The organism is Yeosuana aromativorans, from assembly GCF_014646655.1.
Classification (GTDB): Bacteria; Bacteroidota; Bacteroidia; order Flavobacteriales; family Flavobacteriaceae; genus Yeosuana; species Yeosuana aromativorans.
This window is the reverse complement of sequence record NZ_BMNR01000003.1, coordinates 237,752-250,166: the sequence shown is the minus strand read 5'-3', so window position 1 is coordinate 250,166 and position 12,415 is coordinate 237,752. Positions and strand designations below refer to the sequence as shown.

Below are 12,415 nucleotides of genomic sequence, written 5' to 3'. Positions count from 1 at the left end.
TATATACCCAAATAATTAAAAATTCTTATTATGAAAACCTTTAAAAGTTTATTTTTTGTATTGGCACTTGGTTTTGTAGCCTGCCAAAATGATACGGTTGCCCCAGCTCTTTCAGGCGAGCAAGCCGTTGCTAATGAAGTTGCAATTGAAGAAACCGAAAGCGTTTTGGACAACATCTCTATGTATTCTGAAAGTACTTTTGGCGTTGATTTTTCTACGTCAACAACAGGTAAAGATTCTGGTTTAAAGGGTGAAGACTCACATAACCATGGTCGTTCAGGATTTTTTAGCAACTGTACAGATATTACTGTGGAAGTAAACGGCGATATGGTTACGGCTACCATAACCTTTACGGGCGATTGTACAGATTACAATGGTAATGTTATTACAGGAACAATCACCAAAACATGGTCAGTTACAGATACCAGCAAAGAGAGAACCATCACGGTTGATAATTTAACCATTAACGGCTATGTGGTTAACGGAACAAAAACATATACCTATACAGCAAGTAATGCAAACGGAAATCCGGAAATGACAGGTTCAGTTGATATTTCTGTTGAAACCGATGCCGGAACCATTACAAAGGTTGGAACAAAAACCGTAGAAATTACCGCGGGTGGTGACACAGATTCTTGCTTTGATGACGAAAAAACAATTACCGGATCTTTTGTGTATACAGATGCTTCTGGAGCTACCTTTAGTGTAGATATTACCACGCCGTTGGTAAAACCAGCAGAATGTTTGTATATAGCTTCAGGAATTAAAGAATATACAACAGCTGAGGGAACTACTGTTTTGGATTATGGAGATGGCACCTGTGATAATATGGCGACTAAAACAACCCCAGATGGAACAGTTACAACTGTTGAATTGGGAAGAAAAAGACACCATGATTAATGCCTGTTTTTAAATGATTTAAAAGAGCTATCAAACTTTGATAGCTCTTTTTTTTACCTCATTAGTAAAGTAAATGCTCACCGTAGATGTATTGTATTCAAATGATGATAGTACAAAACAATAAAACTATAAGTAAAACAAATTGACGAGTTGTAAGCTTTAGAGAAATTTTTGACTAATTTTGTGAAATAATCTGAAGTAAAACACAATAAATATAAATATTATGGCATTAGAAATAACAGATGCATCGTTTGAAGAAACTGTATTAAAAAGTGACAAACCTGTTATGGTTGATTTTTGGGCGGCTTGGTGCGGACCTTGTAGAATGGTTGGACCGATCATTGAAGAAATAAGTAATGAATATGAAGGCAAAGCTATAGTTGGTAAAGTTGATGTTGATGCTAACCAAGAATTTGCTGCCAAATATGGTGTACGTAACATTCCAACGGTTTTGGTTTTCCAAAATGGTGAAGTTGTAGGGCGTCAAGTAGGTGTAGCTCCTAAAAATGCATATACAGAAGCGATAGATTCGCTTTTATAAAAAAATTTGAAAAAGAAAATTAAAAGGTTTACTTAATTAGTAAACCTTTTTTTATTTTAGATAAAAATTATAAAAAGATGAGTAGTAAAACAAAAGTTCAAGATGCCATTGACAGTAAGTTAATAGAGCAACGGAAAGTTTTTTTGTGGGGACAGGTTGATGATAAATCAGCTAAACATGTTATTGACAGATTGATGTATTTAGATGCTTTAGAGACTAAAGATATTCATTTATATATTAACAGCCCGGGCGGTTACGTAACATCAGGGTTTGCAATTTATGATTGCATCAAATCATTAAAAAGTGATGTTTCTACAATCTGTACGGGGTTTGCAGCATCAATGGGGTCTATTATTTTATCGGTTGGAAAAAAAGGAAAGCGGTTTATTCAACCGCATGCCCGTGTGATGATCCATCAACCTAGTGGTGGTGCCCGCGGCCCTGCCAGCGATATTGAAATTACAGCTCAGGAAATAATCAAGACCAAAGAGTTAAGTGCACAAATTTTGGCTGATAATTGTGGTCAAAAAGTTGAAAAAGTCATGAAAGACTTTAACCGTGACCATTGGATGGGCGCCGAAGAATCTGTTGCTTACGGTATTGTAGATAAAATTATTTAATAACTTTTGATTAAACACATAAAAAGGCATGGTAACCATGCCTTTTAATTTTTTTTTAAATCCGCATGGTTATTTAAATGAGTAATGGTGAAAGTTGTCATATCTATATTCAGTTTGCTTGTTGTCATGTCTTGTGACAAAAATAAAGAACAGGATTCGTTGTTGAGCCCCGGAATTTCAATGGAATTGGCAAACTATAGAAGGCAGCAAGTTTCCAATGTAGTGTATAACCTGTCCTTTAGTATCCCAAGAAATAAGGATGAAGCTATAAATTCCCAATTGGGTTTGGATTTACAGATTAATAATTTGTTGCATCCCCTGTATTTGGATTTTAATTGTGATAGTACATATATCAAACAAGTTGTTGTAAACCAAAAGCAGATACCCGTCAACCATCAACAAGAGCATGTCATTATTGATCCTCAATATTTGAAAATTGGAAAGAATCGTATCGATATCAAATTTAATGCTGGGGAATTATCCCTCAACAGAAATGACGATTATTTATACACCCTGTTGGTGCCAGATAGAGCCAGCACCCTATTTCCGTGTTTTGATCAGCCCAACATAAAAGCCCATTATGTATTGGATATCAATGCGCCAAAGGATTGGGAAGTGCTATGTGGATCGCATTTAGATGCTAAGGAAAACAAAGGAGATTATACTAGTTACAAATTCAAGAAGTCTGATTTAATGAGCACCTACTTGTTTTCGTTTGTTGTAGGGGATTTTAAAAAAGTAAGTGAACAGCTAGATGGCTTTAAAATGAATATGCTCTATCGTGAAAATGATCCTGACAAAATACAGACCAGCGTTCGTGAAATTTTCAAATTACACCATCAAGCTGTGTTGTTTTTAGAAGATTACACGGATTATAAATTTCCGTTTCAAAAATTAGATTTTGCTGCAATTCCAGGGTTTCAGTATGGTGGCATGGAACATGTGGGAGCAATCCAATATAGAGAATCATCGTTGTTTCTAGATGATAATGCTACCCAAAACCAAAAATTAAGACGCTGTAAACTTATAGCTCACGAAACAACGCATATGTGGTTTGGTGATTTGGTTACCATGAACTGGTTTGATGATGTTTGGTTAAAAGAAGTATTTGCTAATTTTTTAGCTGATAAAATAACTAATCCAGCATTTCCAGAGATAAATCACCGTCTGAATTTTATGAATGAGCATTATCCAAGTGCTTATAGTGAAGACCGGACAAAAGGTGTTACCCCCATCAAGCAAAACCTGGATAACTTGAAAAATGCAGGAACGCTTTATGGTAATATAATTTATGATAAAGCACCCATCATGATGCGGCAATTAGAAGCTTTATTGGGTAAAGAAGCTTTTAAAAAAGGATTGCGTAAATACATAAAAAAGTTTGCCTATAGCAATGCCGATTGGAATGATTTGATAGGTATTTTGGATGCTGAAACAAAAGAGGATTTAAAGCAATGGAGTGAAGTTTGGGTAAATCAATCAGGCCGGCCAATTATTTCTGATAGTATTGTTTACCAAAATGATAGAATACAATCTTTTGAAATTTCGCAACATGCTGAGGATGGTAGTTCCAATGTTTGGCCACAGGTTTTTAGTTTGGGTTTGGTATATAAAGATAGTGTTAAGTGTGTTCCCATTCAGTTAAACAAAAAACACCAAACTATTAATACGTTGAGGGGTTTGCCAAAACCACAATCCATTATATATAATTATGATGCGTTTGGCTATGGCGTGTTTCCATTGGATGGATCAAATCTTAATTCTATACCTAATATAAAGGATGATGTAGCCAGAGGCTATAGTTATATCAATTTATATGAAAATGTTTTAGCTGGAAATATCCAACCAGCCAAAGCTTTAGAAACTCTCACAAAAGGGCTGTCCTCGGAACAAGAAGAACTTGTTTTAAATACGATTATTGGTTATGTGTCTTCAATTTTTTGGGATTATATCCCTCACGAGCAACGAGCCATTCAAGAGACAACGCTAGAAGCTATATTAATTAAAAGATTGTTAGATGATGACTTGTCACCAAGCTTTAAAAAAACACTGTTCCACTTATTTGAAAGTATTGCCTATTCCGAGAGCGGTAAAAACACCTTATATCATATTTGGGATAAGTCTTTGACAATACATAATTTGAATTTAAATGAAGATGATTATACAAGTTTGGCCTGCACCTTGGCTGTATTTAATCACCCAAAGGCAGATAGTATTTTACAACAAACTTTAGAAACTATTTCAAATCCAGATAGAAAAAAGCGACTTGAGTTTTTGTTACCGTCATTATCCAATAATGAAAAGGAACGAGATGATTTTATGCTATCTTTGTCAAAAGCTGAAAACAGAGACAAAGAAAGTTGGGTGCTATCAGCATTGCAGAATATACATCATCCTTTGCGGCAAGAGTCTGCAAAAAAACACTTAAAAATGTGTTTGGACTTGGTTGAGGAAATACAACGAACAGGTGATATTTTTTTTCCAAAGGCATGGCTAAGTACCACTATAGGAAACTATTCTTCTGAATTTGCCTATCAGACACTTGAACAATTTTTACAAGACAATCCAGGTTTTCCAGAGGTGTTAAAAAACAAATTATTGCAAGCCGCTGATGGCGTTTGTAGAGCAAAACTAATACGTGACAAATGGCAGTGAATTTACAGAATGAGCTCAATAAAACAAGTGGTTTTAAGAATTTAGAACTGCTTGCAAAACAAGTTGTGGAAGGTTTTATTGCTGGCATGCATAAAAGTCCGTTTCATGGATTCTCAGCAGAATTTGCAGAACATAAAATTTACAATCAAGGCGAAAGTACCCGCCATATTGATTGGAAATTATTTGCAAAGACCGATAAACTCTACACAAAGCGATATGATGACGAAACCAATTTACGTTGCCACATCATCATTGACAGTAGTAGCTCGATGCATTACCCAAAAATGACGGATTTTTCAATACAACATTTAAATAAAATTGCATTTTCAGCTCTGGCCTCAGCTTCATTAATGTACATTTTAAAAAAGCAACGCGATGCAGTTGGGTTAAGCATTTACAGTGATAGTTATGATTATTATGCGCCAGAAAAGGGGAGTGAAAGGCATCATCAAATGCTGTTAAGCCAACTTAGTGATATGCTGGTAACAAAATCAATAAAAAAAGAGACAGAAACCTATCAATATTTACATGAAATAGCAGAAAAAATACACAGGCGCTCCATGATATTTTTGTTTACAGATATGTTTCAGTCTTCCATAGATCAAGATAAGTTATTTGAAGCGCTGCGGCATTTAAAGTACAATAAGCATGAAGTTATTTTGTTTCATGTATTTGACAAGGAAAAAGAGTTGACTTTTGATTTTGATAATAGGCCCAAACGTTTTGTTGATGTTGAAACAGGCGACTATATCAATTTATATGCAGATACCATTCAAGAAAACTACCACAAAGCGGTAAGTGATTATTTTGAAACCTTAAAATTAAAGTGTGCGCAGTATAAAATTAAATATGTTGAGGCCGACATAAATAAAGATTTTAATAACATCCTCACAACGTATATGATAGAACGCCAAAAATTTGTTTAGAAAATATTATTAAAAAACACAAAAAAACGTTTGTCATATAAAAAAAGGCGTGTATATTTGCAACCGCAATAAAGCAACGGTCTGGTAGTTCAGTTGGTTAGAATGCCGCCCTGTCACGGCGGAGGTCGCGGGTTCGAGTCCCGTCCAGACCGCTTTTAAGAGTATTATTTAAAATCAAAACCCCGTTAATTATATGATTATCGGGGTTTTAGCGTTTTTAGGGTTATATTTTAAAATAATATATTTAACTTTAAAAGTTCACAAATCGTCAACAGTTACTTTTTAATCGTCAACAAATCGTCAACAAATCGTCAACATCGTTAAAAATTGAACTTTGATTATTTGAAAACCTTGGTATAGTTGATTTGACTTTCGTCTCAATGAATGTTTAACAAACAAAAAGACGACAACTATGCGTACTTCTTTAACATTTTCCGTGCTTTTTTGGATTTATACCAAACGAGCCCAAAACAAGCAGACAAATATTTATGCCCGAATTACAGTAAATGGTAGGAAGGTCAACATAAGCCTCAAGCATAAAGTGGATATAAACTCTTGGGATGCCAAAGGCCAAAAAGTAAGAGGCAATAGTGCAATTGCTAGAGAAATCAATTTATATCTCGATGAGGTGAAATCAGAAATAGTACAATGCTATCGAGATTTAAAAATGGAAAAGCGAATTCTTACAGCAGAACTTATCAAATCAAGATATTTGGGTGAAGATAAAATTCATTATTCTCTTAAGGACATTTTTGAATATCATAATGAAACGATGGCATACAAGCTAAAAGTTAACACCATAGGACATTATAGAACAACCCAAAAGCATGTTTTTGTATACCTAAAAAGAAAGTATAAAACTCTAGATATACATCTACAGAACCTAGATTATCAATTTATCATTGGCTTTGAGAGTTTTCTAAGGGGCTATCAATCGAGACCATCGCAAGGCAAGATCAGTAACAATGTAGCAATGAAACATATCCAAAGACTTAGAAAAATAATTACTCTTGCCTTTAATATGGAGTGGATAGATCGAGACCCTTTTGTTAAATTCAAACCAAAGTTGGAGAAGAAAGAACGTGAATTCCTTACTGAAATGGAACTTCAAAGGATTGAGAGACTATCCTGTTCTATCGACAGACTCATGACAGTTAAGGATCTGTTTGTTTTTGGTTGTTATACTGGAATGTCCTACGTCGATATTATGAAACTTAAAAGAGACAATATTATATCCGGAATTGATGGCAATAATTGGATTATGACACAAAGGCTAAAAACAAAGACCCCTGTAAAAATACCGTTATTACCTGTTGTTGAATCATTGATAGAGAAATATGAAGATCATCCAAGGACCATGCTTTCAGGAGGATTGATGCCTTATTTGTCAAACCAAAAGTTGAATAGCTATTTAAAAGAGATTGCCGATATGTGTGATATAAATAAAAACCTTACATTTCATATGGCTCGACATACTTTTGCAACAACAGTAACTTTAAGCAATGGTGTTCCTATAGAAACTGTATCTAAATTATTGGGTCATACCAAAATTGTCACGACCCAAATTTATGCTAGAGTGATAGAACGAAAGATTAGTGAGGATATGCAAAGGCTAAAAGACCGCTTTTCTGTTCAGAAAACAAGCTGATTTAGATATTATTAAATCGTTTTATGACAACGTATATAAAAATGGATTATTAACTTAAATACAAAAATTTATACTATTTAGACATATATGTGGATAGGGCGGGCATAGTATACCATCCACAGCAGATAAAAGTGAGCATAGCAATAATTATTGTAAATCCTTTTAATAGCTTCGGCTGAAAAGAGTTTTAAGTGGTTCAAAAACTCCCGTTTTCAGTGGTTCTCTTTAACCGTTTTTTGCACCTATGCCGATACAACTAAAGCTAATACTATTTTAGGATGGAAAGCAAAATTAACTTTAAAAGAAGGACTATCGGCAGCGTGGAAGTGGGAAAATAAATGAATTAGTATTTGTAGTTTTATCATTCAATATTTCATCAAAATTATGCGCCTTCGAATATTTTATTTATTATTAATATGCACTGTTTTCTCATGTAAAAATGAATAAAAATATGAGAAAATAACAAAGGACAGTTCATTTATATCTTCAAAGGTAATTCCAGATAGTGATTTCTTAGGTGATAATAATTGTAAAAAATGTCATCAACAAGAGTTTAAAGATTGGCAAGGATCGCATCATGATAAAGCCATGCAAATAGCCGATAGCTTAACTGTTCTGGCGGATTTCAATAATAAAATAGTCACTAGCCAAAGCGTCACATCACGTTTTTATAAAGAAGGCTCAGATTTTTAAGTCAATACGGAAGGCCCTGATGGAAAAAAACATGATTATAAGATAGTTTACACCTTTGGCATAACACCACTTCAACAATATATTGTAAAATTCCCCAATGGACATTATCAATGCTTAAGAACCGCTTGGGATTCAGTTAAAAACAAGTGGTTTGATTTGTATACAGACTTTAAAGTGGTGCATTCAGAATACACTGGTCTCGTGGTGGTTTAAACTGGAACAACATGTGTTCAGATTGTCATTCCATCAATGTAAGGGAGAACTATGACCAGAAAACGGATAGTTACAATACAAAATTTGCGCTCATCAATGTGAACTGAGAAGCTTGTTATGGACCAGGAAAACAGCATGTAGATGATGTTAAACGATTGGGAGATTCATATAAGGATACAGGCACCATGAAGATGACCATGAAGACCAGCCCTAGGGGCTTGGTTGACCAATATACCCGTTGCCATACAAATGGACAGATTTCTATATGGATTATTTTGCCTATAATCCTATAATATTTCTAATTTAATCATGACTACATCATGAGCTCCAATATTAGCTTTTAATTCTTTTGAAGTGTCTCCTAAGTTTTTATGATTGAACACATCTCTTATTTTAAAGATGTTGTTTTTTACATCTAGCCATTTTCCATTGACATCATCACCTATACCATGTTTTGTCCAATCAAAAACAAAATCTATAGGATGGTTACTCATATTTACAAATGTCATCGCCCATTCATTGTTATCAAGTGGTTTTAGCCAAATCTCCATATTGTTTTCGTTTGTAAAACGAAATCCTTGAATACCCAATTTATCTTGATTTACAGCAATTACCTCTGTATTGGTTAGTGTTTTAATAGTCTCTTTAGGAGCTGTTCTTAAATCGTTTCCCATGATTAAGGGAGAAGCTAACATATTCCACATAGCAAAATGACTTCTATCCTCAGCATCGGTCATCCCATTACCAACTTCCATCATATCATAATCGTTCCAATGACCAGGTCCTGCAACTTTACGAACATCTTTTCGCATATTGATAATTTTCCAAACACCTGAAGACTGCCAGGATCCATGACCAACTTCACAATCCCAACAATTAATAATATCGCCAGTTACACGCCATAAATGCCCGATATCTTTAGCCCATTTCCAAGGTTCATTATCACCCCATTCACAAATACTGAACACTATAGGTCTTCCTGCAGCATATAAGGCATCCCTCATAGTTGTATAGGCACTTTCAGCATTTATTTTTCCTGTATTACACCAATCGTATTTTAAATAATCAACATCCCAAGACGCATAAGAGCGTGCATCTTGATATTCATGTCCTCTACTTCCAGGGTACCCAGCACAGGTTTGAGAGCCAGCACAATTATAAAGTCCAAATTTTAAGCCTTTAGAATGGATGTAATCCGCCAAATGTTTCATTCCGTTAGGGAATTTTTCTGGGTCTGCAACCAGATTGCCATTTTCATCACGTTCTTTAGCCATCCACCCATCATCTAAAACAATATATTGGTAACCAGCATCCTTTAAACCAAGTTTAATAAACTTATCAGCAATATCTTTTACCAATTGTTCATTTATATCAGTTCCAAAAGTATTCCAACTATTCCATCCTAAAGGAGGGGTTTGGGCAAGGTTTTCAAATTTTTGGGCTTGTGTGACTATTGGTACTAAAAGCAATAGTATAAAAACGATTTTTTTCATAATTAAATTATATAGAAAAACCCTAAACTGATTTTAAATTTAGGGTTTCCCTAATTACTAAACTAACTCAAAATATTTATTTTAATATATAACCAATATTGTCGAAATAGTAAACGCCACCATCACCAGTAAATTCTTGGAACGATATGTTTTGTACATGATCGGCATTGAGTAAATCAGCCCATGTAAAATAATATTCTTTCCATTCTGATGTAAGCGTGATAACAGGTGCTGTGTCATCGCTCCAGTTCCCATTGAAAACTAATTTTATCTTAGAGCCTTCGGGTCCTTTTAAAGACATTCTAATACCAGCATAATCTGCTATTTGATCATCCCAAGACCATTCGCCTTGAAGGTTGTCCCAGCCACCCATATTCTTTTTAAAATAAGTTGTGCCTTGTGCAGCCGTGTCATTGGTTTCATAAACATGGTTGTTCCAATCTGGAGGTGCAAATCCACCATACCATATGTCATCATAAAGTGCTGTACCTAAGGCGTAAGTGGAGGTTACAGAACCTGAAATGGTAGTTACAGTTACATATTGCTTATCAGAACCAGCAGGAGCTTTTACTACAATCTCTGTTAATGTATTTGAAACTACTTCAGCTTGAATTGATCCAAAAGTGACGACAGGGTCTAAAAAGAAATTTCCATAAATTGTAATTTCATCTCCTTCACTTGCATTTACTGGGTTAAATCCTCTTAGCATTTGCGGTGCTGGTGGAGCAACTACAAATGGATACGTAACGGTTCCTCCTTTTGTTACTAAAACTAATTCATTTGATGCGTTCTCATAAGGCGTGTTTTGGTCAACAGTCACAAAAACAGCAGTGTCGGTAACCAATGTTGGGTTAAAATAGGTGTCAGTATCATTAAAATAGACTTTCTCAAGGGACAGAAAGCCCGACCCTCTAATAATGTACATATTATTAGCATACCCAACAGTTGTGGGTGTTAAATCTCCTTCTTGCGCTCTGCTTACTGAATTAATAACAGGAGGAGCAAAAGATGAACTGCTATTGTCATCAGTTGAACAGGATGATAGAGAACCAACAACTATTGACAGCATAATAAAAAAGGCCAATATATTTTTTGTTTTTAAGTTTTTCATAATCATTATATTAATGTTAATTAAAAGTATAAGGAACTGGATCTTCTAATAACTTTGGATTTTTTGCCACATCATTATCAGGGTAATCGATATAAAAATCATTAGCGGCATGATCTGATGCGGAATATACAGGAGTATAATATTCTTCTGTATTCTTATTTCCTCTGTTTTGCGCAGACATAATGTCAATAGCATCTGTTTTGTCCAACCTTCCTAGATCAAACCAATAATCACCTTCAAAACACAATTCTAATCTTCTTTCTTTAAAAATATCATCAAAAGTGATAGAAGTCATGCTGGGTAAACCAGCTCTGTTTCTAACGGCATTAAAGGAGCTTAATGCTGCTGGATCTGAAGTGCTAGGTCCACCGGCTAAAACGGCTTCTGCATGAATTAGTAATAATTCGGCATATCTCATTATGTAGGTATTATTATCCATCATGCCCCAAGCATCTACAGGTCCAGTTGCATCAGAAACTCGACCAAGACAATACTTTTTAATGCCTCCGCCAGAACCTTGAGCATTATCTTCATCTGGCACTGTAAAACCAACACCATTGGATGTGTTGATATTAGGATAAGTATCACCAGGAATCATTATGGTTTCATGTCTTCTTAAATCAGCTACATCATACAATGAAAATATATCTTGGGATGGGCCAAATACACCTCCGTAAGTAGCATTTGATGTAGAAACAGTATTAGAGCTTATTCCAAATTGCGTATTACTGTTATTGGCAGATCCATAATTTCCGTCCCCTTTCCATTGAATGGCAAAAATGGACTCTTGATTATTGTTGTTTTTGTATAAGAATAAATCACCAAAAGACATTGATGGTAACTCGCTACCGCCTAGCAATTTAAATTCATGACTATTAATGACTTCCTCAGCCATTGCTCTTGCGTTTGGATAATCTTTTTGATAAAGATATACTTTAGCAAGCATAGCTTTTGCAGACCCTTTGGAAACACGGCCATTTTCACCATAATTCGAGCCTCTAATTTTGCTTTCTAATTTGTCTATTGCAGCTTTATAATCATTTACAATGAAAGTATAAATGTCTGATACAGGGTTTGTATTTATGTATGGGTCGTTAGAATAATCTAAGTTGTTTTCAATAATTGGAACAGGTCCCCACATGCGGACTAGATAAAAGTAAGCGGTAGCTCTCATGAAATAAGCCTCACCGATTGCATGGTCTATAACATCTTGGTCTACATCTGGACCAACACGAGATTCTAAGAAATTAATAAGAGCGTTTGCTTGAGCCACATTTGCCCACATAGAAGCCCAGCCATTTGCCAATTCTGGATCACTTCCATTTAAAGAAAATGTTCTTAAACCAGCAACATCAGGAGACCCGGAATACATGTTTCCAGAACCAACCTCTAGTGTCCAAAAAAACTTGTTGCACAATTGAAACCAGGTTCTACTGTACATACCATTCGTTGCAGAAACTACTTGGTCATTAGTGTTATAATACGCATCTAAACTTATGGCGTCTTCAGGTGGCCTATTTGTAAAGTCATCGGAACATGAACCAAAAACCAAAAACACTATTGCTAAGCTTAGCAACTTGTAAATATTAAAGAAATTTTTATTTTTCATTTTCAT

At 35.0% G+C, this 12,415-nt stretch carries 10 protein-coding genes and 1 tRNA gene; 8 read left to right on the top strand and 3 right to left on the bottom strand.

Translation table 11 applies throughout. The features are described 5' to 3' along the window. Nucleotides 1–30: 30 nt before the first annotated feature. The 8 genes from IEW94_RS08000 to IEW94_RS16915 all read left to right on the top strand — a co-directional run bounded on the left by IEW94_RS08000 (nt 31) and on the right by IEW94_RS16915 (nt 7,983). On the top strand, nt 31–900 hold the full coding sequence (locus tag IEW94_RS08000; RefSeq protein WP_188651780.1) for a hypothetical protein: 870 nt from the start codon (nt 31–33) through the stop codon (nt 898–900). A gap of 223 nt (nt 901–1,123) precedes the next feature. Continuing rightward, nucleotides 1,124–1,441 (top strand): thioredoxin, encoded by a 318-nt coding sequence (trxA, locus tag IEW94_RS07995; protein ID WP_188651778.1) that lies wholly within the window; start codon nt 1,124–1,126, stop codon nt 1,439–1,441. Between the two features lie 77 nt (nt 1,442–1,518). Further along, nucleotides 1,519–2,061: a ClpP family protease gene (locus tag IEW94_RS07990; RefSeq protein WP_188651777.1), complete on the top strand. Its 543-nt coding sequence runs from the start codon at nt 1,519–1,521 to the stop codon at nt 2,059–2,061. A gap of 84 nt (nt 2,062–2,145) precedes the next feature. Then, complete coding sequence (locus IEW94_RS07985; protein ID WP_188651776.1) at nt 2,146–4,716, top strand: M1 family aminopeptidase; 2,571 nt, start codon at nt 2,146–2,148, stop codon at nt 4,714–4,716. Further along, the gene (locus IEW94_RS07980; RefSeq protein ID WP_188652206.1) at nt 4,713–5,642 is read left to right on the top strand and encodes a DUF58 domain-containing protein; all 930 of its coding nucleotides are present in this window, start codon (nt 4,713–4,715) and stop codon (nt 5,640–5,642) included. Before IEW94_RS07985 ends, IEW94_RS07980 begins: the two co-directional genes overlap by 4 nt. A 78-nt stretch (nt 5,643–5,720) precedes the next feature. Next, nucleotides 5,721–5,794 (top strand) — tRNA-Asp (locus tag IEW94_RS07975). 260 nt (nt 5,795–6,054) lie between these two features. After that, nucleotides 6,055–7,290, top strand: a complete 1,236-nt coding sequence (locus IEW94_RS07970; RefSeq protein ID WP_188651775.1) for a site-specific integrase — start codon at nt 6,055–6,057, stop codon at nt 7,288–7,290. 459 nt (nt 7,291–7,749) lie between these two features. Then, nucleotides 7,750–7,983, top strand: coding sequence for a multiheme c-type cytochrome (locus IEW94_RS16915; protein ID WP_308423691.1), 234 nt, complete (start codon nt 7,750–7,752; stop codon nt 7,981–7,983). Between the two features lie 500 nt (nt 7,984–8,483). Here IEW94_RS16915 and IEW94_RS07960 read toward each other — a convergent pair whose 3' ends face one another. From IEW94_RS07960 to IEW94_RS07950, 3 genes are all read right to left on the bottom strand, one after another. After that, on the bottom strand, nt 8,484–9,689 hold the full coding sequence (locus IEW94_RS07960) for a glycoside hydrolase family 27 protein (RefSeq protein ID WP_188651774.1): 1,206 nt from the start codon (nt 9,687–9,689) through the stop codon (nt 8,484–8,486). A 76-nt stretch (nt 9,690–9,765) separates the two neighbouring features. Continuing rightward, entirely contained in the window at nt 9,766–10,800 is a 1,035-nt protein-coding gene (locus tag IEW94_RS07955) for an IPT/TIG domain-containing protein (RefSeq protein WP_188651773.1), read from the bottom strand. 16 nt (nt 10,801–10,816) lie between these two features. Then, nucleotides 10,817–12,409 (bottom strand): RagB/SusD family nutrient uptake outer membrane protein, encoded by a 1,593-nt coding sequence (locus IEW94_RS07950; protein WP_188651772.1) that lies wholly within the window; start codon nt 12,407–12,409, stop codon nt 10,817–10,819. Nucleotides 12,410–12,415 lie beyond the last annotated feature (6 nt).

Bases quoted from the DNA above. Each gene is read 5' to 3' on its own strand.
- IEW94_RS08000 (WP_188651780.1), top strand. From the start codon at position 31: ATGAAAACCTTTAAAAGTTTATTTTTTGTATTGGCACTTGGTTTTGTA.
- trxA (WP_188651778.1), top strand. From the start codon at position 1,124: ATGGCATTAGAAATAACAGATGCATCGTTTGAAGAAACTGTATTAAAA.
- IEW94_RS07990 (WP_188651777.1), top strand. From the start codon at position 1,519: ATGAGTAGTAAAACAAAAGTTCAAGATGCCATTGACAGTAAGTTAATA.
- IEW94_RS07985 (WP_188651776.1), top strand. From the start codon at position 2,146: ATGGTGAAAGTTGTCATATCTATATTCAGTTTGCTTGTTGTCATGTCT.
- IEW94_RS07970 (WP_188651775.1), top strand. From the start codon at position 6,055: ATGCGTACTTCTTTAACATTTTCCGTGCTTTTTTGGATTTATACCAAA.
- IEW94_RS07960 (WP_188651774.1), bottom strand. From the start codon at position 9,689: ATGAAAAAAATCGTTTTTATACTATTGCTTTTAGTACCAATAGTCACA.
- IEW94_RS07955 (WP_188651773.1), bottom strand. From the start codon at position 10,800: ATGAAAAACTTAAAAACAAAAAATATATTGGCCTTTTTTATTATGCTG.
- IEW94_RS07950 (WP_188651772.1), bottom strand. From the start codon at position 12,409: ATGAAAAATAAAAATTTCTTTAATATTTACAAGTTGCTAAGCTTAGCA.